This window comes from Janthinobacterium sp. Bl 1 (assembly GCF_058215535.1).
Genome location: NZ_CM177086.1, coordinates 3422640 through 3448736 on the forward strand (window position 1 = coordinate 3422640; position 26097 = coordinate 3448736).

The 26097-nt window shown below is 66.7% G+C and carries 19 protein-coding genes; 2 read left to right on the forward strand and 17 right to left on the reverse strand.

What is annotated here, in order from left to right; genetic code table 11:
- Window positions 1-22: 22 nt before the first annotated feature.
- From AC4BCN_RS15210 to AC4BCN_RS15275, 14 genes are all read right to left on the reverse strand, one after another.
- Window positions 23-637, reverse strand: coding sequence for an RES family NAD+ phosphorylase (locus tag AC4BCN_RS15210; protein WP_338678649.1), 615 nt, complete (start codon window positions 635-637; stop codon window positions 23-25).
- Window position 638: 1 nt separating this feature from the next.
- Window positions 639-1349 (reverse strand): HTH domain-containing protein, encoded by a 711-nt coding sequence (locus AC4BCN_RS15215; protein ID WP_331776673.1) that lies wholly within the window; start codon window positions 1347-1349, stop codon window positions 639-641.
- 84 nt (window positions 1350-1433) lie between these two features.
- Entirely contained in the window at window positions 1434-3869 is a 2436-nt protein-coding gene (locus AC4BCN_RS15220; protein WP_490491106.1) for a glycosyltransferase, read from the reverse strand.
- Window positions 3866-5083, reverse strand: a complete 1218-nt coding sequence (locus tag AC4BCN_RS15225; RefSeq protein ID WP_490491107.1) for a TIGR04063 family PEP-CTERM/XrtA system glycosyltransferase — start codon at window positions 5081-5083, stop codon at window positions 3866-3868. Before AC4BCN_RS15225 ends, AC4BCN_RS15220 begins: the two co-directional genes overlap by 4 nt.
- 4 nt (window positions 5084-5087) lie before the next feature.
- Complete coding sequence (locus tag AC4BCN_RS15230; protein ID WP_490491108.1) at window positions 5088-7040, reverse strand: XrtA/PEP-CTERM system amidotransferase; 1953 nt, start codon at window positions 7038-7040, stop codon at window positions 5088-5090.
- A 10-nt stretch (window positions 7041-7050) separates the two neighbouring features.
- Window positions 7051-8253: a TIGR03088 family PEP-CTERM/XrtA system glycosyltransferase gene (locus tag AC4BCN_RS15235; RefSeq protein ID WP_490491109.1), complete on the reverse strand. Its 1203-nt coding sequence runs from the start codon at window positions 8251-8253 to the stop codon at window positions 7051-7053.
- Entirely contained in the window at window positions 8243-9823 is a 1581-nt protein-coding gene (gene xrtA / locus AC4BCN_RS15240; RefSeq protein ID WP_490491110.1) for an exosortase A, read from the reverse strand. The genes AC4BCN_RS15235 and xrtA overlap by 11 nt, the downstream gene beginning before the upstream one ends.
- Complete coding sequence (locus AC4BCN_RS15245; RefSeq protein WP_490491111.1) at window positions 9820-11115, reverse strand: TIGR03087 family PEP-CTERM/XrtA system glycosyltransferase; 1296 nt, start codon at window positions 11113-11115, stop codon at window positions 9820-9822. Before AC4BCN_RS15245 ends, xrtA begins: the two co-directional genes overlap by 4 nt.
- 14 nt (window positions 11116-11129) lie before the next feature.
- Window positions 11130-12212 (reverse strand): FemAB family XrtA/PEP-CTERM system-associated protein, encoded by a 1083-nt coding sequence (locus tag AC4BCN_RS15250; protein ID WP_490493604.1) that lies wholly within the window; start codon window positions 12210-12212, stop codon window positions 11130-11132.
- The gene (locus tag AC4BCN_RS15255) at window positions 12212-13063 is read right to left on the reverse strand and encodes an XrtA system polysaccharide deacetylase (protein ID WP_490491112.1); all 852 of its coding nucleotides are present in this window, start codon (window positions 13061-13063) and stop codon (window positions 12212-12214) included. The genes AC4BCN_RS15250 and AC4BCN_RS15255 overlap by 1 nt, the downstream gene beginning before the upstream one ends.
- Window positions 13060-14220, reverse strand: a complete 1161-nt coding sequence (wecB, locus tag AC4BCN_RS15260) for a non-hydrolyzing UDP-N-acetylglucosamine 2-epimerase (protein WP_490491113.1) — start codon at window positions 14218-14220, stop codon at window positions 13060-13062. The genes AC4BCN_RS15255 and wecB overlap by 4 nt, the downstream gene beginning before the upstream one ends.
- Before the next feature lie 9 nt (window positions 14221-14229).
- Entirely contained in the window at window positions 14230-15759 is a 1530-nt protein-coding gene (locus AC4BCN_RS15265) for a TIGR03016 family PEP-CTERM system-associated outer membrane protein (protein ID WP_490491114.1), read from the reverse strand.
- Window positions 15743-16582, reverse strand: a complete 840-nt coding sequence (locus AC4BCN_RS15270) for an XrtA-associated tyrosine autokinase (protein WP_490491115.1) — start codon at window positions 16580-16582, stop codon at window positions 15743-15745. The genes AC4BCN_RS15265 and AC4BCN_RS15270 overlap by 17 nt, the downstream gene beginning before the upstream one ends.
- Window positions 16583-16598: 16 nt before the next feature.
- The gene (locus AC4BCN_RS15275; protein ID WP_490491116.1) at window positions 16599-18128 is read right to left on the reverse strand and encodes an XrtA system polysaccharide chain length determinant; all 1530 of its coding nucleotides are present in this window, start codon (window positions 18126-18128) and stop codon (window positions 16599-16601) included.
- Between the two features lie 254 nt (window positions 18129-18382).
- Between AC4BCN_RS15275 and AC4BCN_RS15280 the strand changes: the two genes are divergently transcribed.
- Together AC4BCN_RS15280 and AC4BCN_RS15285 are read left to right on the forward strand one after the other, a co-directional pair.
- Window positions 18383-19006, forward strand: a complete 624-nt coding sequence (locus tag AC4BCN_RS15280) for an XrtA/PEP-CTERM system exopolysaccharide export protein (RefSeq protein ID WP_034748384.1) — start codon at window positions 18383-18385, stop codon at window positions 19004-19006.
- A 200-nt stretch (window positions 19007-19206) separates the two neighbouring features.
- Entirely contained in the window at window positions 19207-19953 is a 747-nt protein-coding gene (locus AC4BCN_RS15285; RefSeq protein ID WP_219329118.1) for an N-acyl amino acid synthase FeeM domain-containing protein, read from the forward strand.
- Between the two features lie 4 nt (window positions 19954-19957).
- On the opposite strand, the gene AC4BCN_RS15290 is transcribed toward AC4BCN_RS15285, so the two are convergent.
- Genes AC4BCN_RS15290 through prsT form a run of 3 tightly spaced genes read right to left on the reverse strand, consistent with a single transcriptional unit; the run spans window position 19958 to window position 25989 of the window.
- Entirely contained in the window at window positions 19958-20734 is a 777-nt protein-coding gene (locus AC4BCN_RS15290; RefSeq protein ID WP_490491117.1) for a S1 family peptidase, read from the reverse strand.
- A complete protein-coding gene (locus AC4BCN_RS15295) occupies window positions 20731-23202 on the reverse strand; it encodes a hypothetical protein (RefSeq protein ID WP_490491118.1) in 2472 nt (823 codons plus the stop codon). The genes AC4BCN_RS15290 and AC4BCN_RS15295 overlap by 4 nt, the downstream gene beginning before the upstream one ends.
- 3 nt (window positions 23203-23205) lie before the next feature.
- Window positions 23206-25989 (reverse strand): XrtA/PEP-CTERM system TPR-repeat protein PrsT, encoded by a 2784-nt coding sequence (prsT, locus tag AC4BCN_RS15300; protein WP_490491119.1) that lies wholly within the window; start codon window positions 25987-25989, stop codon window positions 23206-23208.
- Between the last annotated feature and the right edge of the window lie 108 nt (window positions 25990-26097).

Below are 26097 nucleotides of genomic sequence, written 5' to 3' on the forward strand. Positions count from 1 at the left end.
TTTTTCCTGACGGTTGGCGATATCAAGCAGGAACGATATTAAACAGCCGCATGGCATTCGGCATTTCCGTTGCCATGATAAGTTGGATAGGTTTGCCCATTGCTGTGAGATTGGCTTTGGCGCGGTCATATACCACGATGGCTTTTTCGTTGGTGAAATGACGAGACATATACAGGAAGCCATCGACCCGGAGCGGATTGCGATACACGGCCAGCGCCCATTGTTGAGGCAAGGTGTAACTTGATGTACCTGTCAATCCCGCATGACCGCCCATCTGCTTGAGCAAATGGCCGGTCAGGTCAAATAATCTCAAATTGCCACTGAATTGATGCACCCATCGGCGATCAATTTCGGACTTAGCGATAGGAAAGGCGCCCTTTATAGGCACTGCATCATGTAACAGGGACTCGGCAAGCGCGACATCAAAGCTCGGACCCAGATAGCAGGTACTGTATTCGGGATTGCCTGTCTTGCAGCCGGGTGCATCAAAGCGATTCCCGCCGCTGCAGCCGAAATAGGGTTCGCCAGCCGCATGGCCCGAGATGCGGTACAGACCGGGCATTGGCAGCCCGACGACGGGAAGCGTCGCGCTCGTTGCCAGCACTTTTGGAGGCGGCTTCAGCCGGGTCGCTGCCACATCACGTCTCCCTGAACGCTGTCGCTGCGGCAATGACGTCGGCGAATTTTCCTTTCCGTAAGGCATTGATCGGGCTGATGCCGTTGAGCGACATGCGTGGATGGGTGAAGAACTGCCACTTGCTGGAACCGGCCAGGTGACCCAGTTCCTTGTTCACTTTGCCGAGCTGGCGACGGTTCAGGGTGGGATCGGCGAAGAAGGCAGGGTAAAGTTTCTTGCCGGCTGCGCTGTCCAAGGAAAACATCCGCTGCTCCGTCACCGCCTTGCTGATCGCCTGCCGCGTCACTCCCATTTGCTCGGCCAGCGTCTGTGAGGTGAGCAGTTCGCCTTTCTTTTCAAGGCTCGCGTATTTTTCCAGTTCCTGATGGGCAAACTGATCAAGGAATGCCTGGTTCGCTGGCGGAACCGTGCTTGCCGCACCTTGTATTGCTTGTATATGCTGGTATCGCTGGATCAACTCCTGGAGGTCGGCATTGGAAACGACAGGCACTCCCGGCAGCTGTTGCGGTACAAACGCCACTTCCTCCCCGCGCGCATGCTGGGCTGCCCGCTTGGTGCGTCGTATCTTGACCAATACGTAGCCATCGCCAAGGTCGATTCCTCTCGCCCCGATTTTCCGGATCGAATCACCCAAGGCCTTGCTCGGGTCAGGTACCGCCATTCGATGCGTGCTCTTCGCTTTCTCCGGCTTTGAAACTTCCAACTTTGCCATGACACCCTCCAGTTGCGATACCAAATTCTACTCCAGAACCTGATATTGACAACCAAAACAACTTTTTGTCGTAACGTATCGGCGTCAAGCCACCTTGCTCACTACATAGCGGTACTTTCCCGACGCTTCCGCCGCGATCTCCTCGACTTCCTCGACGGCGATGTCGACCTGCGCGCCCAGCCTGGCCTGGAAGCCGGCCACGATGGCGCTACGCGTGCTGTCGTCCAGGCTTGGCAGGCAGACGAGCAGCACGCGCGTGCGCAGCAGGCTTTCCTGGATGATTTTAAAACTGCGCACTTGCGGCAGTTCGCGCACGATGTAGACGAGGGCCAGGCCGTGCATGACGGTGCCATCGGCCGCCGTGAGGAAATCCGTGCTGCGCCCTTCGATTTTCTGCAGCAGGGGCAGGCCGCGTCCGCAGGCGCACGGTTCGGTGTCCAGCGCGCCCACGTCGCCCGTGGCGTAGCGGATGAACGGGTAGTCTTGCGTGGCCAGGTGGGTGACGACGATTTCGCCCGTGGCCCCTGGGGGCAATGGCTGGCCTTGGCCATCGACGATTTCCACGATGATGTCTTCGGCCGTGATGTGCATGCCGCCTTCCGGGCATTCGTGGGCGATGAAGCCCGCGTCGCGCCCGCCGTAGCCGTTGGCCACGGGGCAGGCGAACGCGGTGGCGATCTGTGCGCGCTGCTCGTCGTACAGGCGCTCGGCCGTGACGAACGCCACTTTCACGCCCAGGCCGTCGAGCGGCACGTCGCGTGCCGCGGCATGGCTGGCGATGCGGCACAGGGCCGACGGGTAGCCGAACAGCATGCGCGGGCGCCAGCGGCGCAATTGCTGCACGTAGCCGTCCAGGCGCGCGGGCGACATGGCGAACGCGGGCAGCAGGGTGGTGCGCAGCAGCGCGTCGCGCAGGCGGCGCACGCGGTCTTGCGCATGCAACTCGATGGGCGAACCCCACAGCACGGCTTCGCGGTCGCCGATGTCGACGCCCCACCAGCGCGTGGCGCGCCACTTGGCGGCGATGTCGTGGCTGATCCTGCGCCTCCCGAGGAAAAACTGCAGCGGCTCGCCGCTGGAGCCGCCCGTGGCGAACGGGCGCAGGCCCACGGCGCGGGTCGACTTGAAGCTGTCGCGCGCAGCCGCGATATCGGGCTTCCTCAGCAGCGGCAGGCGCGACAAGTCGGCCAGTTGCCGCACCTGTTCCGGGTCGAAACCGCTGCGATCGAACAGGGCGCGGTAGTAGGGCACGTGATCGGCCGCATGGCGCAGCAGCGCGCGCAATCGCGCCAGCTGCCACTCTTGCAGTTGCTGCGCACTCCACCATTGCGAGCGTTCCATCCGGCGCAGCAGGCGCGTGCTGTGGTGGCCCTTGCACCATTCATGCAGGGGAAACAGCCAGCGGGCGACGAGGCGCGTATAGGCGCCGGGGCGCGGCGCGGCGCGGATGCGGCGGTAATGGGCGGCCAGCCTGGGCGCGATGTCGGGCCAGCCGAAGGTGGCGGCGTGCGCCAGGCCCGCCTGCACTTGCTGCCGCGTGCGCGGCGGGTCGCGCAGCAGCGCCAGGATGGCGTGCGCCATGGCGGCAGGGTCGCCGGGCTGCACGAGCAGCGCCGTCACGCCGTCCTGCAGCAGGGCGGGGATGCCGCCCACGTTGGTACTGACGACCGGCACGCCGCAGGCCAGTGCTTCGAGCACGGAATTGGGCATGTTGTCGGCCAGGCTGGGATTGAGGACGATGTCGCTGGCCTGGTACAGGGCCGGCATGGCGGCGTTGTCGACGGGGCCGGTAAAACGCACGGCGTCGGTCACGCCAAGGGACCTGGCCAGGCGCGCCAGCGTCGCGCGCTCGGGTCCGCCGCCGGCCAGCACCAGGCGCGCTGCGGGAAACGCTTCGCGCACGATGGCGAAGGCGCGCACGGCGCTGGCGTTGTCGTACAGGCTTTCCAGGTGCCGCGCCACGAGGATGCACGGGGCATCTGCGGCTGCTGTGCGTGGCGCGGCCGGCCTGAATCGCTGCAAGTCGACCATGTTCGGCACGATGTGGGCCGTATGGCCGTACTGCTCGAAGACGCCGGCCAGATAGGCCGACGGCACGACGATGGCACTGGCGTGGCGCAGGCTGAACGCCACCAGGCGCGGCGAGCGGGCAAAAAAAACGGCCGCTTCGCCGCCCCGGTAGTTGAGCAAGGCAGGCTTGCCTTTCAGGCTGGCGATCCACAGCGCGGGCGCGGCCTGCAGATGCCAGGACCAGCCGGAATTGGCCATGATGTGGAAAAGGTCGACCGTGTTGGCCGTGCGCCACAAGCGCCACAGCAGCAGGGGTAGGCGCAGCACGGCGCGCAGGTAGCGGATGCGCGCCAGCCACGGCGGCAGATGCGGACCGTTGACGGCCAGCAGCTGCACTTGTGCGCCGTCCTCGCGCAGCTTGTGCGCCAGTTGCGCCGTTTGATTCGCCATGCCGCCGGCCGGCGGCGGCAGCGGGCCGACCAGCGCGATGCGCAGGCCCGTAAAGATCATGGCGCCGCTCCCGCCGCTCCCGCCGACACCCGCGCATACACGGGCGCATAGCGGCCCACGCTGGCGCCCCAGCTGCGCTCCGTCTCGACAAACGCGCGCGCCTGGCGCCGCAGTGCCGGCCAGCTGGCCGGCGCCTGCAGCAGAGCCAGTATGGCTTGCGCCAGCGCCTCGGCATCGCCGGCGCGAAACAGCATGCCCGTCTTGCCATGGTCGATCAGTTCGCGGTGGCCGCCCACGTCGGACGCCACCACGAGGCGGCCCTGCGCCATCGCCTCTAACGGTTTCAATGGCGTCACCAATTCCGTCAGGCGCATCGGCAGGCGCGGATACACGCAGATGTCGACCAGCTGATAATAGGCGGCCACCTGCGCGTGCGGCACTCTGCCCGCGAACACCACGGCGTCGGCTATGCCCAGCTGCGCCGCCAGCGCCCGCAGCGCCGCGTCCTGCGGACCGCCGCCGGCCAGCAGCAGCCGCAATGCCGGCTGCGCCGCCAGCAGACGCGGCATGGCGCGCAGCAGCTGGGCCAGTCCCTCGTAGGCGTAGAACGAGCCGATGAAGCCGATGACAGGATGACCATCCAAACCCAGCGTGTGGGCCAGTGCTGGATTATCAGAGACATTGAAATCGCCCGCATCGACGGCATTCGGAATCACGGTGATTTTATGCGCAGGCACGCCGCGCGCGCACAGCTCGCGCCGCAAGCCGTCGCAGATGGTGGTGACGGCGTCGGCGCGGCGCAGCGCATAGGTTTCCAGCGCGCGCGTGAGCCGGTAGCGCAGGCCGCCGGGCCGGCTGCTGCCATGGTCGGCGGCCGCGTCTTCCCAGAAGGCGCGCACTTCATACACGACGGGGATGCCCAGCGCGCGTCCCGCGTTGAGGGCGGCGATGGCGTTCAGCACGGGCGAATGCGCATGCAGGATGTCGGGTTTGAGGCGTTGCGCCAGCCGGCGCAAGCGCATGGCCAGGCCGATGATGACGGCAACTTGCCGCAGCACGGGCAGGCGCGCCCACCAGCGCGCATCGGGCGCCGTGCGGTAGAAATGCCAGCCGTCGACCAGCTGCTGCGCGCCATCGGACGGTCCCTGCTTGGCACTCGTGAGCTGCGACGTGTGCCAGCCCAGCGCGCGCTGCTGCCGCAGGATGGCCAGGGTGCGAAACGTGTAGCCGCTGTGCAGGGGCAGCGAGTGGTCGAGGATGTGCAGGATGCGCATGGATCTACTCCATGGCCATGGCCGGCGCCGGCACCGGCACGTGGCGGCCATCGACGGGCAGCACCTGGCGTAAAAACGCTTCAAACATCAGCAGCGACCATAACGGCGCGCTGTAGTCGCGCCGCCCGCTCGCGTGCTGATCGAGCAGCAGGCGCACGTAATCCATGTCGAACAGGCCGCACTGCGCCAGGGTGGGACCCAGCAGCCGCTGTTGCAGGCGCTGGCGCAACGGGCCGCGCAGCCAGTCGGCCAGCGGCACGGAAAAGCCCATCTTCTGGCGGTACAGCAGGGTATCGGGCAGCAGCGGGCGCAGGGCTCTTTTCAGCAGGTATTTGCCTTCGCCGCGCCGCAGCTTGAATTGCGGCGGCAGGCCCGACATCCACGCCACCAGTTCATGGTCGAGCAGTGGCGAACGCACTTCCAGCGCATGCGCCATGCTGGCCCGGTCGACTTTGGTGAGGATGTCGCCGGGCAGATAGGTTTTCAGGTCCAGGTACTGCACCTGCGACAGGGGATCTTGCGCGGGACTGGCCAGCGCGTGGCGGCGCAGCACTTCCACGGCGCGGTAGCCTTGCAGGCTGCGCCGCAGTTCGGGGCTGAACAGGCGCGCGCGCATGGCGTCGCCCAGCAGGCTGACGCCGTGAAAATACGCGTCCGTCGTGTCGCGCGCCAGGCCTTCGAACGTCGTCTTGGCGCGCAGGAAGCGGGGCGCCCAGTCGGCCTTTGGATACAGCCGACCTAAGGTGCCGAACAGCGACTGGCGCAAGCCGGCCGGCAGCAGCGGGTCCATCGCCTTGCGCACTTTTTCCTCGCGCGTGTGCAGGCGGTAGCGCCGGTAGCCGGCCAGGCTTTCATCGCCGCCGTCGCCCGACAGGGCCACCGTGACCCGCTGGCGCGCCAGCTGGCAGACGCGGTAGGTGGGCATGGCGGAACTGTCGGCGAACGGTTCGTCGTACAGATTGGCCAGCAGGTCGATCAGCTCGAAGTCGTCCTGCTCGACCTGGCGCGCGTGGTGCGCCGTGCCGTAGCGGCGCGCCACGAGGTCGGCGTAGCGCGCCTCGTTATATGCGGGGTCGCCGAACGAGATGGAACAGGTGTTGACGGGCGTGCTGCTGACGCCGGCCATCAGCGCCACGACGGCGCTCGAATCGACGCCGCCGGACAGGAATGCCCCCAGCGGCACTTCGGCCACCATGCGTATGCGCACGGCTTCGCGCAGGCGCGCCAGCAGTTCGTCGGCCGCCTGCGCCTCGCTGGCGGGGGGATTCGGCGCGAAGGGAATGTCCCAGTACGATTGCGGCGCGGGCAGCGGCTGGCCCGCGCGGATGGACAGGGTATGCCCGGGCGGCAGCTTGCGCGCGTGCTGGAAGATGCTGCGCGGCTCGGGCACGTAGCCGTAGGCGAAATACTCTTCCACGGCCAGCGGGTCGAGCGCGCGCGGCATGGCCGGATGCGCGAGCAGGGCTTTGAGTTCGGAGCCGAACAGCAGGGTGCCGTCCTGCGCCTCGCCGTAGTACAGCGGTTTGACGCCGAGGCGGTCGCGCGCCAGGAACAGCAGGTGGCGGCGGCGGTCCCACAGGGCGAAGGCGAACATGCCGCGCAGGCGCTGCACGCATTGTTCGCCCCATTGTTCCCAGGCGTGGACGATGACTTCCGTGTCGCTGCTGGTGCGGAACTGGTGGCCGAACTGGCGCAGTTCCGCCATCAGGTTGCGATAGTTATAGATTTCGCCATTGAAGACGATGGCGATGCTGCGGTCGGCGTTGAACAGCGGCTGCTGGCCGCTGGCCAGGTCGATCACGGACAGGCGCCGGTGCGCCAGGCCGAGGCCCGGCTCGCGGTGCAATCCCCCTTCATCCGGCCCCCGGTGGCGCAGGCTGTGGTTCATGCGCGCCAGCAGCAGCACGTCGATGTCGCGCTGGCCCTGCAAATCAAAGATGCCGCTGATGCCGCACATGGAAGGCCTTTCAGGGAGTGGTGGACAGGGGAGAAGGCTGGCGCGCGCCCGTCAGGCGGTCGTACACGGCAAGGTAGGCGCCGGCCATGGCGGGCAGGCTGTGCTCGGCCAGCACCTGGCGCCGCCCGCGTGCGCCGTGACGCGGACCCAGTTCGGGCATGCTGTAGTAATCGAGCATCGCGTCGGCCAGCATCTCGGGCGAACCGGGCGGCACCAGGGTGCCGCTCCAGCCCGACTGCACCAGTTCCGCGTTGCCGCCCACCTGCGTGGCGACGATGGGCAGCCCCGTCGCCATCGCTTCGAGGATGGTGTTCGAGCTGCCTTCGGCCAGCGAGGGCAGCACGAACAGGTCCATCGTGCGCAGCAGTTGCGCCACGTCGTCGCGCGCGCCGGGCAACCAGGCAAGGTGCGCCACGCCGGCTTGCTGCAGCAGCTCCAGGCAAGCCTGGCGGCACGGCCCGTCGCCGACGATGATCAGGCGCAGGCGCGCGCGGGCGCCCGGCTGCGCCAACAACAGCAAGAACGCGCGCACCAGCGAGGCATGGTCCTTGACGGCCGCCATGCGGCCCACGCTGCCGATGACGAAGGCGCCGTTGCACAGGAAGCCGGGCGGGCCCACGGCAGCCGGCGGCCCCAGGCGGGGGTGGAATTGCACGCTGTCGACGCCGTTGCCGATGTGCGACACCTGCGCGGGCGCCGCGCCGATGGCGTCCACCAGCCAGTGGCCCAGGTCGGCGCTGACGGCAATGAAGTGCTGCACCAGCGGCAGCATCAATTTGCGCAGCAGCCGGTATTTGCGGCGGGTGCCGTGCAAGTCGCTCATGTCGCGCCCGTGTTCGCCATGCACGCGCAGGCGCACGCCGGCCAGGCAGGCCAGCAGCTGCGCCTCGAGGCAGCCCAGGTTACGCGTGTGCACCACTGCCGGCCGCAGCTGTTTCAGCACGCGGTACAGGTGCACGTAGTGGCGCCAGTCCTTGCCTTCGCGCTTGTCCAGGCTGATCACATCGACACCGGGCGTGGTCAGGCGCAGGCGAAACGCGGTGGCGTTCTTCATGCAGACGATGGCGTGCCGGTAGCGTTCCGGCGGCAAATGGTTGATCAGGTTGACGAGGCCGTTTTCCAGCCCGCCCACGTCGAGCTGGTGGATCACGTGGACGATCAGGGGGGCGACGCTGGCCGCTTCCGTGGCGCCGGTATCGAAGTCAAGGGCCATGCGGCAGCTCCTGCAAGCGTTGTTCGATGACGGGCAGCGCCGCCTGCAGGAACGCTTGCAGGCGCGCGCGCGGCGGCGGCGCCAGCTCGTCGTAGGCGGCAAAGACGATGATGTCGGCGCCATCCTGGCGCCTGCCCAGCAGCTTGGCTTGCGCCAGCAGCAGTTTCACCAGCATGGGTCTGGCCGTGACGATGCCGCCCTGGCGGTAGACGCGCCACACGAGCAGCCGTTCGCCGCCATACGCCAGCACGCTTTCGCGCACGGCCAGCGCGCCGCTGGCCAGCTTGACGTGCCGCACGCGCTGCGCCAGTGGCATCCAGCGGGGGCCATACGGCAAGGCCTGGTGCGTCAGCAGCTCGGCGTCGCGCGCCTGGCGCGCATACCAGTGCAGTTGCAACCCCACGGGCGCGTCGTCGCCGTCCTGGCGCGCATACGTGGCGGCAAACCGAGCGGGCGCGCCCGCATACGGCGCCTGCCACGCGGCTACCGCGTCGTGCAAGCGGTGCCAGGCGGGCGGATCGGGCAATGTCAGTACCATGGCAGGCAGCGTGGCGCCATCATCGCGCTGGCTGGCCAGCGCCAGTGCCGGCCACAGGGCCGCCAGCAGCAGGCAGGCGACGCCGGCGCGCACGACGGCGCGCGGGCTGGCCGCGCCGGCGCTCAGGCGCACGGGGCGAGCTGACGGCACGCCCCGTGGTGGTGGCAATTCGCGCCAGCGCGCGGCCAGCCAGAACAGCAGCAGCGCCACCAGGCCGAAGAACAGCCAGCCATAGATCAGGTGGTCGACACCGACTGCCAGGCGCATGTCGCTCAGGTGGCCCAGCATCACGATCAGGTAGGCACGCACGCCATTGGCGAGGATGGGCACGAGCAGGGCGGCGGCCATGACGGCCACGCGCCGCCGCGTGCTGTGGCAGTTGACATGGGCGAACAGGGCGCCCAGGGCCAGCGCGGCGATCAGATAGCGCAAGCCGCTGCACGCCTCGACCACCGACCAGTTGCCGGTGGGCAGAGAAAAATTGCTGCCATCGCGAAACACGGGCACGCCTGACCATTGCAGCGCGGTGACGGTGAAGGCGGCCGTGAAGTCGATCAGCGGTTCGATGAATACTTCGCCAAACGGCACGGCGAGAAACAGATAGGCCAGCGGAAAGGCCAGCAGGCGCACGGCCGGCCAGCCGAGGATGGCCAGCACGCAGGCGGGCAGCATGGCCGTGGCCGCATATTGTTCCACCACGGGCACGTTGGCGGCGTCGGCCAGCAGCCAGGCCAGGCCCAGCGCACCGAGCAGCAGCAAGCCCTGGCGCGACGGCCGGGGCGCCAGCGCGGCCAGGCGGGCACGCTGGCGCCAGGCCAGCCAGCAACTGATGGGCACGATCAGGAAACCGTGCGCGAACGTCTGCGAGCGGGCCCACAGTTCCGCCATCGACCAGAAAGTGGCGTGGTACAGCAGCACGACGGCGGCCAGGGACAGCAGCAGCGCCGCCAGCGCGGCCTGGCGCCGCGGATGACCGTGCGGCAAGACGGCCGCATCCGGCAAGCGGGCCAGCTGGTCGAGCTGCAAGCTCATGTGGACGGCTCCCGCACGGGCTGCAAAGGCGGGGCGGCGCCGCTGGAGGCCGCCTCGGAATTGGCTTCGGCTGGCAGGCCCAGCATGGCGCCCAGGCCGCGCAGATTGCGTTCCCAGTCGTAATCCTGCAAGACCAGCTGGCGCGCCGCCGCGCCGATGGCCGCGCCGCTCCCCTCGGCCGCGCCACTTTGCGCATTGCGCAGCACGCGCGCCGCATGGTGGATGAATTCGGCGTCGTCGCGCGCCAGCAGCAATTCCAGGCCCGGCTGCGCGGCGATGCCTTCGAGCGCCTGCGGCGTGGCCAGCACGATCTTGCCCATCGCCATCGCTTCGAGCACCTTGTTTTGCACGCCGCGGGCGATGCGCAGGGGCGCCACGGCCAGCGCCGCGCCGGCCAGGTAGGGCCGGATATCGGGCACCTTGCCCGTCACCACCACGCCAGCCACCCTGGCCAGCGCCGTCACGGCGGGCACGGGCGCGCTGCCGACGATATAGAACTGCAGTTGGGGAAACTGGCGCCGCAGGGCGGGCCAGACGTGGCGCACGAACCATTGCACGGCGTCGACGTTCGGCCAGTAATCCATGGCGCCCGTAAACACCAGCGCCTGCACGCCCGGCGGATACACGCCAGGCTGGGCCGGCATGGGCGTGAAATACGCCGTGTCGACGCCGTTGTTGAAGTAGCCCGTCTTGCGCCGCGCCATCGGGGCGCACTGGCGGAACAGGGCCGCCTCGGCCGGCGAGACGAAGCTGGAGGCCGTGAACTGCTGGGCGATATGGCGCTCGTACTGCAGCAGCAGCTGCGCTTCGCGCCGGTACAGCTGTGACATGGGCCAGGGCTTGCTGTCGCCGTACTGGCGCCACTTGTCGGAATCGACGTCGACGAAATCGATCACGCGGTGCAGGTGCCGGCCCGCGCTGCCGTCGATGTATTGCGCCATGGGCCCGGAAAAGGCCAGCGCATGGCGCACCTTGCCGCCGGACAGCAAGCCGTCGACCCATTGCAGCAGGCGCGCATCGCGGTAGTACTGCACGCTCATGGCCTGGCGCGACAGCAGCGCCTGCATGGCGCGCCAGCGGGCCGGGCCGCGCCGCAAGTCGATGAAGCGCGTGCTGGCGCACAGGGCGGCCACGGTTTTCGCGTGCTGCCAGTCGTCGTCATCGTCGATGAAACAGCCCATGTGCACGCGGAAATGCCGGCTCAGGTATTGCAGCATGTGCCACGAGCGTATCTTGTCGCCCTTGTTGGGCGGATATGGCAGGCGGTGGGCGAGGAAGAGCAGTTCGCGCATGGAGGATCCTTTGCTTAGCCCAGTTGCCGCACGATGTGCGGCCCCAGCAGGTTGGCCAGCGGCAGCGGCAGGCGGCGCCAGGCGCGGATGAACAGCGCGTATTTCGGATTCAGGGGATTGACTTCCGGCAAGGCTCTGGCGCGCACGAGCTTGTAGGCATATGGCAGCGGCTGCGGCGCAAAGCCCCAGTTCTTCTTGAAGTCGTAGGCCCCGGTTCCCAGCTTGCTGCGGCCGAAATCGAACAGGCGGTAGCCGCGCGCGCAGGCGCGGCGCATCGCTTCCCAGTACATGAAATCGTTGGCGCCCGTGCTGCGCGCCAGCACGCTGCCGCCGCCGTAATACGGCAGCACTTCATCGCGGAAATAGAACAGCAGCACGCTCGCTTGCGCCTGCTGGCCGTGGTAGACGGTGAGGATGTCGCAGGCGTCACCAAACACCGTGCGCAGCAGGGAAAAATGGCGGCGCGCGAAGACGGGCGTGCCCAGCCGGTGCACGCTGGATGCGTAGATCGGGTAGAAACGGCTGATGTCATAGTCGATGGCGCTGTGCAGGCCGGCCGCCATGGCCTTGCGCACGACGGCGCGCTGCTTGCGGGGAATGGCCAGCAGATTCTGCTCCGCGTCGGGGAGCAAGGGGCGGCGGAAGGTCGCGTACAGGGGTTTCTGCAGCCAGGAGGCGTCCAAGGTTTCCTCCGGCACTTCGCGCCAGCGGTATTCCAGGTGGCCCACGCCGAGACGCCGGGCCAGTGCCAGCGCGGCGCTGTCGAGCGCCTGGCGCACGGCCGCGCTGCCGCCGGCGATGCCGCCGTACACGCAAAAGGGCAGCGAGACGAGGGCGGAGCCGAACACGCGGCTGCGCAGATGCGCCAGCGGCAGCACGCCGGCGATGCGGCCATCCTGTTCCGCGTACAGGAAATAGCTGTCGTGTTTGAAACCTTGCTCCATGATGGTTTGCCAGCCGGCCCGGTGAAAGAAGGTCGCTTCCGGACACGTGTCGACAAAGGCGTCCCAGCGCGCATGCTCGTGCGGCTGCAGAGGCAGCACGGCGATGGCGGCGGTGGACTGTGTCGGGTCGGGAGCAAGGCTGGCCTCGTGCATCATGTGCTTTCCAGAAAAATACGGTCCATGCGGTCCCAGGCGAAGTCGCCCGTCAAACGCGCCAGCCGTGCTTCCATGCGCCCCAGGTTCAGGTAGTGGCGAAAGCGCGTCCTGGCGTCGAGGCCCGGCGGGCGCGGCTGGCCGGGATCGAGTTCCCAGGGATGAAAATAGAATATGCCAGCTTGCCCGTCGCGCGAATTGATGCGTCGCAAAAGCCAGCGCGACAGTGCATACGGCATCAATCTGAAGTAGCCTCCGCCGCCGGCCGGCAAGTTGCGCCCGCGCAGGCGCACGGTGCTGACGGGCAATTCCAGCACGCCGTGCGGGCCCCGCGGTCGCCAGGCGAAGCGGGGAGCATCGGGCATGCCGTAGTGGTCGTGGCGGATCGGGTAGATGCTGGAACTGTAGCGGTAGCCCGCTTCCTGCAGCACGTCGAAAGCCCACAGGTTGGCCGCGCCGATGGAAAAGCTGGGCGCCCGGTAGCCGCGCACGGCCAGTCCCGTCAATTGCTCGAGGATGCTCTTGCTGCGGCGCACGTCGTCGGCGAACTGCGCGGCCGACTGGTCGCTGGCGCGCAGGTGCGCATAGCCGTGGCTGGCCACTTCGTGCCCGGCGTCGGCCACGCGGCGCAGCATGGCCGGATAGCGCTCGGCGATCCAGCCCAGGGTAAAGAAGGTGGCGTGGATGCGCCGGCTGTCGAGCAGCAGCAGGATGCGCTCGATATTCGCCTCGACCCGGCATTCCAGGCGGGGCCAGTCGGCGCGCGCGATGTGCGGCGCGAAGGCGGACACCTGAAAGTAATCTTCCACGTCGATGGTGAGCGCGTTGCGCAAAATCACCGGCGGTGTCATGGCGTGCCCCGGCGCGCCGCCAGCCAGGGCGCGATGACGGCGGCGATGCGCGTGGCCGCGTGGCCGTCCCACAGCGGCGGAATGCGGCCCTGCTTGCCGCCAGTCTCCAGGATGTCCCGCGCCAGCGCCAAAATGGCGGCCGGGTCCGTGCCCGCCAGCGTATTCGTGCCTTCGGTCACGGTGACGGGCCGCTCCGTATTGTCGCGCAGGGTCAAGCAGGGCACGCCCAGGGCCGTGCTTTCTTCCTGCACGCCGCCCGAATCCGTCAGCACCAGGCGCGCGTCCTGCATCAGGCCCAGCATTTCTAGGTAGCCCAGCGGCGGCAGGCGGACGATGGCATGGCGCGCCAGCAGCGGCTCCAGGCCCGCCAGGCGCAAGCCGGCCAGGGTGCGCGGGTGGATGGGAAACAGCAGCGGCAGTTGCTGCGACAATTGCCCCAGCGCCCCCAGCAGCGCTTCCAGTTGCGCCGGCGCATCCACGTTCGATGGCCGGTGCAGGGTCAGCAGGCCATACGCGGGCGGGCAGGCGTGGCCGTGGGCGCGCAGGGTGGCGGCGGGCGGCACGGCGCGCGGCCGTTGCCGCCGCAGGCTGTCGATCATGACGTTGCCCGTGAAATGGATGCGTTCGGGGGCGATGCCTTCACGCAGCAGGTTGGCGCGCGCGCTTTCCTCGCTGGTCAGCAGCAGGCTGGATAACTGATCCGTCAGCACGCGGTTGATTTCCTCGGGCATGCGCCGGTCGCCGCTGCGCAAGCCCGCCTCGACATGGATCACGGGCATGCCGCGCTTGGCCGCCACCAGCGCGCAAGCCAAGGTGGAATTGACGTCGCCCACCACCAGCACGCCATCGGGCGCCAGCGGCGGATGCGCGTCGAGCACGGCGTCGAAGCGGCGCATGATCTCGGCCGTCTGCTGCGCGTGGTTGCCCGAGCCCACGTCGAGGCAGATGTCGGGCGGGCGCAGGTCCAGGTCGGCAAACAGCTGGCCATTCATGGCCGTGTCGTAATGCTGTCCCGTATGCAGCAAGGTGACGCGCACGGCGGGCGCCTGGCGGGCCAGGGCGGCCAGGATGGGCGCCATCTTCATCAGGTTGGGGCGCGCGGCCACCACGCACAGCAGGTGCGCCGGCGCGGCGGACGCAAGAGAGGGGGCGGACATGCGGGCTCCTTAGAATTGCATGGTGAGCGTGGCGCTGACGCCGTTTTCGCGGTAGTCGCCGCCGCGGTTGCTGGCGTGCCGCGTATGGCGCACGTCGATGCTGGCCGTCATGTTCTGCTGCAGGATGCGCGTGTAGCCGGCCGTCATGGTGATGTTGTTGTCGCGCCGGGGCACGCTCAGCGAGCGCACGCTGGCGTAGCCGGCATTGACATTCACGCTGGTGCGCGAACTGGCTTGCCAGCTCCAGCCCACATTGCCGCCGATCTGGCGCGTGCGGTCTTCGCTGCCGAATTCCACGCCGGGCAGCAAGCCGCTGTCGATGCCGCTGGCCGTTTGCGCCGTGCGGTCGACGGCCGTGATGCCGGCGATCATCGTGCTTTTCGCCGTGGCGCGCGCCATCGTCAGCTTCAGCTGCTTTTGCAGGAAATAGCGGTGGCTGAAGTAATTGATGGCGCCCCGTTCCGGCCCCAGGCTGTTGGCGTAGCGCAGGAAGGCATCGATGCGCAGGCGCCGGTCGCGCGCATTGGGAAAGATGCCGCGCCACAATTGATCGAGCAACTGGCCCGCGTCGCGGTTGCCCAGGCGCGAAAACTGCGTGGGCATGGTGGTGATGTTTTCGCTGTAGTTCAGCTGCCAGTTGGTATGGCGCTGCAGGAAGGTGGCGTCCAGGCTGTAGGTGGTGCCAAAGAAGCGCTTGCCCGTGCTGAAGGCGACGCTGGTGCGCGGCGACGGCGTCCACACGCCGCCCAGCGACCAGAAGCGGCCCTCGGGCGCCTTGCCGCTGGCCGAGATATAACCTTCCTTTTCCATGCCGCCGCTGGCCGTGGCCGACCATTTGCTGCTGAACGGATAGCGCAGGCCCACGCTGCTGCGCTGCATGCGCACGGGCGCCAGCTTGCTGTCCTGCGTGCGGCGCACGTCGTGGCTGGCGTTCCAGGTCCAGCCGGAGCCGCGCGGCTCGCCGCTGAGCAGCAATTCCATTTCATCGCTGTGCACGGACAGCAAGTCGCCGCCGCTGTCGACCGTGTTGCGCGTGTAGCGCAGCTCGGCCGTGGCCAGGTCGCGGAAACGGTGGCGCAAATACGGGCTGATGCCCGTGGTGCGCACGGTGCTGGCATTTTCCGTGTCGGGCAGGTCGTCGATCAATTGGGGGCCGAACGGCGAGATGTTGCGCCGGCTTACGCTGGCGTTGGCATCGATAAAGAACCAGTCCTTGACCAGCTCGGCGTCGGCCGAGGCCTGCAGTTCGTGGTTATCGGTATCGGCCCGTTGTCCGGACAGGTATTTATGCCAGCTGTAATCGAGGTGCACGCGCAGGCGGGGGCCCGTGCCGATGAGGGCGATGGCGGGCGCGATTTCCGTGATGAAGTCCGATTGCGCCTTGCCGGGCGGCGCGCGCAAGGCATTGTCCGTATAGCTTTCGCGCAGGCGCAGCGACGGTTTTGCCAGCCAGTCGATGGCACTGGCCGGCACGGGCAGCAGAAGGGACAGCAAGGGCAGCAGCGGCAGCGAGCCCCGGCGGCTAATCGTAATGGCCATAGCCGTAGTAATCGTTGCCGGGGAACGATTTGGTCTTGTTGTAGATCAAATGAATGTGTTCGCACGACTCGATCTGGCGCAGCGCCTCCTTGACGGCGTGCTGGGTTGTCGTCTCCGCCTCGACCACCATCACCACTTGGCCCATTTGCCCCACCAGCGCGTGCGCTTCGCTGGTGATCAGCAGGGGCGGCGAATCGAAGACGACGATGCGGTCGCCATAGCGGCTGGCGATCTCGGCCAGCAAGCGGCTCATGGCGCGGCTGGCCAGCAATTCCGTCGCGTGCTTGTTGCTGCGCCCGGCGGGCAGGATGCTCAGGTTGGCCACGTTGGTTTTCAGGATCACGTCGGCCATGGCCAGTTGCGGGTCGAGCAGCACGTCCATCAGTCCCGGCTCCGGTGGCAGGCCCAGCACTTTCAGCACGGACGGGCGCGCCACGTCGGCATCGACCAGCAGCACCGTGATATCGAGTTCCATGGCGATGCTCATGGCCAGGTTGACGGCGCAGTAGGTCTTGCCTTCACCGGGCATGGCGCTGGTGACGACGATCAGGTTGCCGTGGCGGATGGTGTCGCTGCCGCTGCCGCTGGCGCGCGCCTGGCGCAGCAGCGGCCGCTTGATGATGCGGAAATCCTCGGCCACGGCGCTGCGCCCGCCATCGTGCGTGAGCATGCCTTGCTCGGCCAGGCGGGCCAGGTTCAGGGCGCGGTAGCGGGGCGACCGGCTTGCTTCCGCGCCATCCGTACCGTTCACTATATATGGTACGCTGGCCTCGGCCACGCCGAGGATCGTGGGTTCGTGCTTGCCGCTGTCCTTGCTGCTCATCGTCGCTCCCTTGGATCTAGAATTTCAGCAGCGCGGCCGTCATGACCCCGCCGTACAGGACGAACAGGCTGCCCAGGCAGGCGCTGAAGCCATAGCGGGCGCGGCGGCGGCGTACCTGCTGCAGCGGCGTCCAGTTCATCGATACCGTGCCCAGCACGTTCATGCCCGTGGCATCGCGCAGTTCGGAGGGGCTGAGGAAGGTGGGGCGCACCTGGCTGATGAGCAATGCCGTGGCGATGCCGGCCACCAGGGCCGCGCCCAGCGCCGCACTGAACAGCAGCGGGCGGTTCGGGCCGACGGGCGCATATTGCACCGTGGGCGGGTCGATGATCTTGAAGGCCATCATGTCGGTGGTGGAACTGAGTTCGCCCGACAGCTTGGCCGCTTCGCGCCGGCCGATCAGCTTTTCATAGTTTTCCTTGTTGATGATGTAGTCGCGGTTGAGCTGGGCCAGCTGCGATTCCACCTCGGGCACGGCATTGCTTTGCGCCAGCAGCCGCTCGTTGCGCGCGCTGTATTCCTGTACGCGGGCGCGGATGGCGGCCACCTTGGCGTCCGCATCCGTCAGCGCCACCTTCAGCTGCTGCAGCATGGGGCTGTAGTTCTTGCCCGGGTCGCCGGACGCCGCTTTCAGCTTGTTTTCCTCGATCTTGCGTTCTTCCAGCTGGGTCACGAGGCGTTTCGAGGCGATGATGTCGGGATGCAGTTCCGTAAATTGCATGCGCAGGCTGTCGAGGTTCTTGTTGATCGAGGCGATGCGCTCGTCGAGTTCGGGATTCGTGATGGCTGACGCGCTTGGCTCCAGGTCGAGCACGGGCTCGTCGCCCTCGATCTGGCTCTGGATGGCCTTGCGCGATTGTTCCGCCTCGATCAGTTCCAGCTTGGCATTGTTCAGGCTATCGGACGACATCAGCAGCTGGCTGCCATAGTCGATGCCCTGGCGCGGCAGCAGCAGGTTGTTGCGGATCTTGAATTCCTTCACCAGGTTTTCCGCCGCGCTCAGCTTGTCTTCGTAATTCTTGATCTGCTCGTCGATGAACTGCACCGCCTTCTGCGAATCGCCCTTTTTACCCTGGAAACTGCCTTCGACAAAGATGGTCAGCAGGCTTTGCACGACGTCGCGCACGAGCTTTGGGTCGCGCCCGCTGTAGCTGATGGTGTAGATGTCATACGCGCTGGTGCCCGTGATCTTGATGCGGCTCATCAAGTTATCCAGCTGGGCTTCGTGCTCGCGCACGGTCTTCGAGTCCAGGTCGAGGTCGACCATCCGCATGACGCGCTCCACGTTCGGGCGGCTGAGCAGGGTGCGGCTCATGATGGCCACCTGCTGTTCCGTGTTCGGCACGCTGGTCATGCCGGCCATCAGCGGCTTGAGGATGGTTTGCGTATCGACAAACACGCGCGCCGACGTCTGGTAGTCGTCGGGCAGGGTGATCACCTTGATGAAGCCGCCGATGGCCACCAGCCACGCCACCAGCACCGCATGCCAGCGGTACTTCCAGATGCCTTTCAAGCCGGAAAGCAGTTGCTGTATCAATTCTTCCATGTCGCTTCCTTCAGGTGACGATGCTGCTCGGTAGATGGGTTGGCGGCGCGGACAACGACGGCGTCTTGCAAGAAATACTTGCTTGTTGAGTAAGCAAAGTATAGGGCGGCTGTGGAGCAAGATTTCCCAAGATGATCGCTTCTTGATACGCCTCAAGGTTCACTTGCCGGGTTTTAATAATCATAGGAAGTTCGCGGCCCAGGCTGGTTCTGCGGGGCCGGCCATGGACGCGCATCGACTCGAAGAGGCTCCGCATGAATCCATTTCGCCGTGCATTTGTCTGCAACACGCTGGTCCTGGCGGGCGCCGCCAGCCTGCTGGGCGCCTGCCGCACGCGCCATCCGCTGGCGCCGTCCGACGACAGCGCCCCCATGCACGATTACCTGATCGGCCCGGGCGACTCCGTCAACATTATCGTCTGGCGCAATCCGGAAGTGTCGCTGACGGTGGCCGTGCGGCCGGACGGCAAGATCACCACGCCGCTGGTCGAGGATTTGCCCGCCAGCGGCAAGACGTCGACCCAGCTGGCGCGCGACATCGAGCAAGCCTTGAGCAAGTTCATCCAGCAGCCCGTGGTGACGGTGATCGTCACCAATTTCTCGGGGCCGTATGGCGAGCAGATCCGCGTCATCGGCGAGGCGGCCAAGCCGCAGGCGCTGCCGTACCGGCTGGGCATGTCGCTGATGGACGTGCTCATCGCCGTGGGCGGCATCACCGATTTCGCGGCCGGCAACAAGGCCAGCATCATTCGCGTGCGCGAAGGCAACCAGCAGCAGCTGAGGGTGCGGCTCGACGATTTGCTGAAGGAAGGCGATATTTCCGCCAACGTCATGATGCGGCCGGGCGATGTGTTATTGATACCGGAAAGCTTTTTTTAACAGCAAGCTCGGCAATATCAAAACAGCAATTATATTTGCCATTTTGTACTTATAGACAAATTTCATCGTGTTATTTTGCTATCCCAAGGTAAATTTCTTCTGTTTTTTTAGCTATTGCTGGGAACTTCTCCAGTTTTTCTCTTGTCACAAGGCATTGGCTTCAGTCCGTCTCGACGGCTGCCGATGAACGTGAGGACAAGATGAGCTTTGAAGATGAACCCATAATTTCCTTCGACACGCCAGGCAACTTCAGTGACCTGGTAGTGGGCGAGGGGCAGATCGACCCGGCCATGGAGCATGAGCTCGACCTGCAGCGCTTTCATATCCGCATGGCCAATTCGCGTGGCCGGCGCGAAGCGGCCAGTTTGCTGATCCGCAAGATGTACGGCTGGCGCGGCTATGCCGTCGATCCCTGCACGGCGCATGCGCTGAATAAAATCACGCTGTTTGCGGAAACGGCCGGCACCACCGTCGGCACCATGACCTTGTGCCTCGATAACGACGAGACGGGCTTGCCCGCCGATGAAAACTTCCGCGACAAGCTCGACGTCCTGCGCGCGCAGGGCCGGCGCCTGTGCGAACCGTCGCGCCTGGCCATCGACAAGGGCGTGAGCAAGCGCGTGTTTGCGGCGCTGATTCATATTTCTTATATCTATGCCCACAATATTCACGGCTTTACGGATTACGTGATTGAAGTCAACCCGCGCCATGTGGTGTTTTACAAGCGCATGCTGGGTTTCCAGGACTTCGGCGGCGAGCGCGAGTGCACGCGCGTGGGGGCGCCGGCCGTGCTGCTACGGCTGGACCTCGATTACATGGGGGCTCAGATCCGTAAATTCGGTGGCCTGATGGAACAGCATGGGGGTGAACGGTCGTTTTACCCCTTTTTTTTTCCGACATGGGATGAGCCCGGCATTACCGGCCGGCTGAGGCAGGGGCGCAACTGAGCAGTCATTTATTCTTCAGCAAGATCGCCTGCATGTGGCTGCCTGGAATCGCGTAAGTGATGCCGCTGGGCGCGCTGATGGCTGCCTCTTTGAGGCCCTTGACGTACACCATGTTGACGATGCCGTAGACGAGACCGGTCTCGGGATCGAACAAGGGACTGCCGCTGCTGCCCGGATACGCGGTCGCGTCCAGCTGGAACACGGTGTACGGCGCCTTTTGCAGCTGCGCCAGGCGCCGGACGTCGAGGCGCTGGGCGTTTTCGCTGGGCATGACCACGGGTGTCAGCGATGACACGGTGGCGCGGTGCGTCACGTGGCGCAGCCCGAGCAAGGTACCCAGCGGAAATCCCGTAAAGGCCATGGCCTGGCCTTCGCGCACCGTGGCCGCGTCACCCAGCGCCAGGGCGGGCAGGGGCGCACCCACCAGGCGCAGCAAGGCCAGGTCGTGTTCCGTGTCCAGCGCCTGGACCTTGGCGGGGCGAAATTGCGTTACGTCGCCCTGGCCCGTGAGTATGCCGATGACCTCGTTCGGATTGGCGTCGAGCAGTTTCTGGATCACATGGGCGCAAGTGAGCACGCTCAGGCCGTCACCGGTCACGAAACCCGTGCCGATGAAATTCATCGGCGGCGTGCGCGTTTTTTGCAGGTTGCCCACGCCGACGATCGATGGTTTGATGCGCGCGATGGTTTGCGCCAGCGGCGCATCGGCGCGGCACGGCGCGCTGGCCAAGGCCAGGCAAAACACGAGGGCGGACAAGCATGTAAACGGCAGGGCTTTCATGGCGGCGCACTTTCAACGTGAGGAGGTGGCACAGGCTGCAGCAGCGCGCACAGCAGCATCAGGTAGCACAGCATGGCGATGCGCGGCACGTCGAGCAGGCTGTCGAACAGGCCGACGACGAGAAAACCCAGCAGGGCGGCGGCGCACGTCAGCGCGCCTGCATCGCCGCGCGCGGCCTGGCGCAGCAGGCGCCGGCCGGCCAGAACCAGCAGGGCCAGCATGGACAGGGCGCCGCACCAGCCCGTTTCTATCAGTAAATGCAAGGCCATGCTCTTGATATGCCATGGCAAGTGGTGGTGGTCGCTGCTGAAAAACCAGTAATTGTTGGCTTGCGTAAAGCTCCCGTTGGCGATCAGTTCCTCGCCGCCCGGCGCGCGCAAGCTCAGATTGTCGACTTCGAGCACCGACGAGGTGGCCGTGCCGCTGGCCGCCAGTTCCAGCTGCACGGGCGGACGCAGCAGCCAGGCACCGGCGCCCAGCCAGGCGCTGTCGAACGGCACTTCATAGTGTTGCCAACCGCCGGGCTGCGTGCCAGGCGGCACAGGCCGCAGGCGCAGCGGAACGTTCACGCAGCCCTGGGCGTACAGCAATTGCCGCTGGCACAGGCGCACCAGCAGCACGGGCATGGGTCCCGTGCGCCGCACGTCGAGCGCCAAAGTGTAGTGCGTGGCGGGCTGCACGGGCAGCCGCTGCAGCAGCCGCAGCAATTCGCCATAGCCGGCGCTGTAGCCGGGACTGGCCAGGCGCACATACCGGTTTTCCCCGTCTTCCGCATACGCGATGCTGGCCGGCACCTCGCGCTGCGGATTGTGCCAGTAATACGTGGCGGGAAAGCTGCCGCTACCCATGCCGAACAGGCGGTCGCCCCAGTCGGACGGCTGCATGGCCAGCGCCTGCCGCCAATGGCGCAAGCGGCCTTGCATGTCGAAGGCCGTGGTGGCGAAACGTTCGGTGGCGTAGTAGCTGGCCGACACGGGTATGGCCAGCAGCAGCAGGATGCCGGCCGCGCCCACGATGCTGAGGCTGGCGCGGTCCAGCCGCCACAACGGCGGGCGCAGGCGTCCATTGCACAGCATCAGCATGGCCAGCAGCACGACCAGGCCGGCCGGCAGCAGGGCTGGCGGTCCCGCCCAGTGCCAGCCTATCCAGGCAAGATTGCATGCCAGCATGGTCCACGCCATCATCGCCAGCCCCAGCCTGGCGGGTCCCTTGCCAGCCGCGCCGCTGGCACTAGGGGGCCGCAGCGCGATCGCCAGCAGCACGGCCGCCAGCAGGAACAGGAAATACGGGCCTTTCAGCCAGCCGGCCGTTTGCTGGCCGGACGGTTCCGGCCACCAGGCGGCCAGCAAGCCTTGCAGGCACAGCGCGCACAGCACGCTGGCAGGCGCCAGGCGCCACGGCAAGGGCCGCGCCGCCAGCACGAAGCTGGCCGCGAACAGGACGACGGCGGCCAGCAAGCCCCGGTAGCCGGCCAGGCTGAACATGTACACGAGCAGGACGGTGCCCAGGCCCGCCAGCAGCAGCCTCAGCAGCACTCCGCGCAATGGCGAATGGGAAGGCGCGCGCCGCGCCGCGCCGGGCGCCGTCCGCAGGGTTTGCCAGAATCCCAGCAGCATGGCCGCGGCCAGGGCCGCGTACAAGCCCCGCGAAAAGGTCGTGAACGCCGCGTGCAGGGCCAGGGCCAGCAGCAGCATGGCCAGCACCGCCTGCCAGCGGCTGCTGGCGCGCGCCAGCCACAGTGCGGCAAACGGCAGGCTCAGGGCCAGGTAGCCGTCCAGTGCGGCGCCACCCGTGTGCATGGCGGAAAACGGCGCCGTGATGCGGTAGTCGCTGGACAAGTTCGACAGACCGGGAAACACGGCCCGTTCCCACAGGGCGAACAGCGACACCATGGCCAGCCCGGCGAGCATGCCCGGCAGCGCGTAGCGGCGCAAGGCGGCAGGGTCCGCGTCGCGCAGCAGCAGCGGCAACAGCAGCATGCTCCAGGCCCAGGCCTTGCCCAGCCGCAAGCTGTTGTAGGGGCTCAGGTAGTTATCCCAGGCATTCAGGTCGAGCGGCGCCAGCGGCAGGACGCCGCGCAGCAGCGCCGCCAGCCAGGCCAGGCTGCACAGCAGCAAACAGGCGCGGGCGGCGGGCGAGAGCCGCGCCGCTGCCGCTTGGGCCGGTCCGCCCAGGCGCCAATAGCCGCAGGCCACGGTCAGCAACAGCAGCACGTCGATTTCTTCGAGGAAGAACCAGCCCGTCCACGGTGCCAGGTCCAGCACGGGCAGCAGGGCGGGCACGCTGAACAGCCAGCAGGCGGGACGCCAGCACAGCAGCAGGAAATACGCGGGCAGCAGGGCGGCAAACAGCAGGCCGGGCCAGCCGTGGCCCAGCGGATAGTGGCGCAAGGCCAGCATGCAGGCCGCGCCCGCCAGCAGGGCCAGCGGCCGCGCTGCCAGGCCAGGCATGGCAGCGTGCACAGCCATGGCCTACAGCTGGGTCAGCAAGGCCTGCGCCTCGGCCCGCTGCGGAAAGTCCTTGTTGGCGGCCAGCAGTTGTTCCAGCTGCTTGCGCGCGCCGCCCTTGTCGCCCGATTTCGCCAAGGCCGCGCCCAGGTGGTACTGCACTTCGGGCGACTTCGGCGCCAGGTCCGCCGCCTTGCGCAGCAGGGCCGTGGCGCGCTTGACGTCGCCTTGCTGCAACACGATCCAGCCCAGGGTGTCGAGCACGGCGGGATTGCCGGGGGCCAGCTTCAGTGCCTGCTCGGCCGTGGCCTGCGCGCGCGGATCTTTTTCCTGCTGATACGCCCACGCCAGGTCGTTCAGCGCCACCACGTTATCCGTGTCCTTGGCAACGACATACTGGAAGTGCTCGATGGCGGCGCGGTATTGCTTGGCCGCCAGCCGGGTGCCCGCCAGGTAGGTGCGCGTCGGCAAGTCTTCCGGATGCTCCTTCAGCCAGGTGGCCATGCGCGCATCGGCTTCGCGCTCTTGCCCGGAAGCCTGCAAGGCGCGGTACAGTTGCACCTGCAACGGGCCGATGGGGCTGATGCCGAAGGCGTGCTGGTACAGCTTGACGGCTTGCTGCGGCAGCTTTTGCTCCATCAGCACGTCGCCCTCGAGCTTGTAGCCGGCCGCCAGCTTCGGCTGCTGTTCCTGCACTTGCCGCGCCACGGCCAGCGCCTCGCGCTGGCGGTTCAGGTTCAGCAGCAGTGCCACTTCGACGACGCGCGCTTCGAGCAGGGTCGGGTCAATCACTTGCGCCCGCTTGACGGCTTGCAGCGCATTCTGGTGGTCGCCCAGCGCCAGATGCAGGCTGGCGATGCGCATCTGCAAGGGCGCGGACGTGGTCTGTATGCTGGCCAGCTTGTTGTAGCTGTCGAGCGCTGCCGGCGCCAGGCCGGCGCTGTATTCCACCTGGGCGCGCAGGGCCAGCGCATCGGCGTCGCCCGGGTGGCCTGTTTGCAAGGTGCGCGCCAGTTCCAGCGCCTTGTCGGGCGCGCCCGTCTTCAGGTAAAAGTTACTGAGCAGCAGGGCTGGCGCGACGGCATCGGGATTGTCGCGGTGGCCCCGTTCGAGCCAGCGCCGCGCCTCTTCCGTCTTGCCCTGCGACGCGGCCAGCTTGGCCAGCGCGGCGCACAGGTCGGCATTTTTCGGCGCCTTCGCCAGCGCCTTCTCGAAGCGCTGTTTTGCCTGCTCCGGCTTTTTCTCGGCCAGGTCGATCTGCGCCAGGTTGTTCAAGGCGGGCAGGTAGACGGGGTCCATGCTCAGCGCTTGCTCGAAACTGGCGCGCGCGGCAGGCAAGTCGCGCAAGGCCAGGTAGACGCCGCCTTTCAGGTTCAGCAGCAAGGGATTCGTGCCCTTCTGCTGCTCTTCCATCATCTTGACGCTGGCCAGGGCCTTGTCGTTCTGCTTGTTGCGCAGCAAGGTCATCACCAGCATGGTGCCCGCTTGCGGCGTGCTCTTGTCGAGCATGCTGGCGCGTTCCAGTTCATTGATGGCGCGGCTGTTTTCGCCCATGCCCAGGCGGCTGATGCCCAGGGCCGCATGCAGCCTGGCCGTGTCCGGCGCCAAAGTACTCGCCTGTTCGAAATACGCGGTTGCCTTGTCGTACTGGCGTGCGCGCAAGTGGGCTTCGCCGGCCAGCGACAGCAATTCCACGTCTTCCGGGAAGGCGGCCAGCATCGGTTGCAGCAAGTCGATGGCGGCGTCGGTCTTGCCACGCATCAATTCGATCGACGCCATCATCTTGACGGCATACAAATGCCTGGGATACACGGCCAGGAAGCGCCGCAGATAGTTTTCCGCCTGCGGCGGCGAGCCGAGCGCCAGCTGCACGGCGCCGGCCAGCAGGATGGACGGCATGTGGTCGGGCGCCGCCTTGAGCACCAGCTGCAAGGCTTGCAAGGCCGTCTTGTTCTTGCCCTGGCGAAAATCGAGCAGGGCCTGGGCTTGCAGCAGGCCCAGGCTGTTGGGCGCCATCTTGCGCGCCGTGGCCAGCTGGGCCGACGCTTCCGCGTAGCGGTTTTCCACGATATCGAGGTTGGCCAGGTCGATGTGCGCCTGGGTATTGTCCGGTTTTATCTTGAGTATCTGCATGTAGGCGAGCCGCGCCGGGCCGTTCTTGCCTTGCAGGCGCAGCAGGTCGCCCTGCAGGCGCAAGGCGTCGAGGTTGGCGGGTGCGGTTTTCAAGGCTTGCGCCAGCAGCAGCTCGGCCGCCGGCACCTGGTGGTCGAGCGCCGACAGACGCGCCAGGCCCAGCAAGGCTTCGACCTGGTCGGGATGGGCTTCGAGCAGGCGCGAGTACAGGGCGTGCGCCTCGTCCTGGCGGCCCAGGGCCAGCAAGGCATCGCCGCGCAGGGCCAGCACGCTGGCGGGCTGCGCCGCATCGTCGGCGATCTCGGCCAGCACCTTGTCGAACTGGCCCAGCATCAGCCAGGCCTTGCCCAGCAGGGGCATCACTTGCTGCGGCGCCAGGCCCAGCGACTTTGCCTTGCGCAATTCCTTCTCGGCAGACAGCGCTTCGCCCGTGTCGATATAGATGCTGCCCAGCAGCAAGCGCGCGGCCGCGTTGTCCGGTTCCTTTTGCAGCAGGTTCTTCAACTGGATGATGGCGGCCCGTGCCTCGCCTTTCTGCCGGTACTGCTGCGCGTCGGCCAGCAGGGATGCACTGCTCTGCGTGCCGTGGCAAGCCGTCAGCAGGGGCAGCAGCAGGGTACAGCACAGTGCGGCGGCCGGCAGGCCAGGGAAAGGGCGGGGCAGGGAACGGGCCATGTAAGTCTCCGGTAGCGGCGTGCGTGGACGATTAGCCGATTCGCGATGGGCGATGGGCATGGCCTAGCTTAAAAAGATGGCCGCCGGACTCCTTGATTGCGCTCAACA

Coding starts and splice junctions, on each gene's coding strand:
- AC4BCN_RS15215 (WP_331776673.1), bottom strand. CDS start 1,349: ATGGCAAAGTTGGAAGTTTCAAAGCCGGAGAAAGCGAAGAGCACGCAT.
- AC4BCN_RS15220 (WP_490491106.1), bottom strand. CDS start 3,869: ATGATCTTTACGGGCCTGCGCATCGCGCTGGTCGGCCCGCTGCCGCCG.
- AC4BCN_RS15225 (WP_490491107.1), bottom strand. CDS start 5,083: ATGCGCATCCTGCACATCCTCGACCACTCGCTGCCCCTGCACAGCGGC.
- AC4BCN_RS15230 (WP_490491108.1), bottom strand. CDS start 7,040: ATGTGCGGCATCAGCGGCATCTTTGATTTGCAGGGCCAGCGCGACATC.
- AC4BCN_RS15235 (WP_490491109.1), bottom strand. CDS start 8,253: ATGGCCCTTGACTTCGATACCGGCGCCACGGAAGCGGCCAGCGTCGCC.
- xrtA (WP_490491110.1), bottom strand. CDS start 9,823: ATGAGCTTGCAGCTCGACCAGCTGGCCCGCTTGCCGGATGCGGCCGTC.
- AC4BCN_RS15245 (WP_490491111.1), bottom strand. CDS start 11,115: ATGCGCGAACTGCTCTTCCTCGCCCACCGCCTGCCATATCCGCCCAAC.
- AC4BCN_RS15250 (WP_490493604.1), bottom strand. CDS start 12,212: ATGCACGAGGCCAGCCTTGCTCCCGACCCGACACAGTCCACCGCCGCC.
- AC4BCN_RS15255 (WP_490491112.1), bottom strand. CDS start 13,063: ATGACACCGCCGGTGATTTTGCGCAACGCGCTCACCATCGACGTGGAA.
- wecB (WP_490491113.1), bottom strand. CDS start 14,220: ATGTCCGCCCCCTCTCTTGCGTCCGCCGCGCCGGCGCACCTGCTGTGC.
- AC4BCN_RS15265 (WP_490491114.1), bottom strand. CDS start 15,759: ATGGCCATTACGATTAGCCGCCGGGGCTCGCTGCCGCTGCTGCCCTTG.
- AC4BCN_RS15270 (WP_490491115.1), bottom strand. CDS start 16,582: ATGAGCAGCAAGGACAGCGGCAAGCACGAACCCACGATCCTCGGCGTG.
- AC4BCN_RS15275 (WP_490491116.1), bottom strand. CDS start 18,128: ATGGAAGAATTGATACAGCAACTGCTTTCCGGCTTGAAAGGCATCTGG.
- AC4BCN_RS15280 (WP_034748384.1), top strand. CDS start 18,383: ATGAATCCATTTCGCCGTGCATTTGTCTGCAACACGCTGGTCCTGGCG.
- AC4BCN_RS15285 (WP_219329118.1), top strand. CDS start 19,207: ATGAGCTTTGAAGATGAACCCATAATTTCCTTCGACACGCCAGGCAAC.
- AC4BCN_RS15290 (WP_490491117.1), bottom strand. CDS start 20,734: ATGAAAGCCCTGCCGTTTACATGCTTGTCCGCCCTCGTGTTTTGCCTG.
- AC4BCN_RS15295 (WP_490491118.1), bottom strand. CDS start 23,202: ATGGCTGTGCACGCTGCCATGCCTGGCCTGGCAGCGCGGCCGCTGGCC.
- prsT (WP_490491119.1), bottom strand. CDS start 25,989: ATGGCCCGTTCCCTGCCCCGCCCTTTCCCTGGCCTGCCGGCCGCCGCA.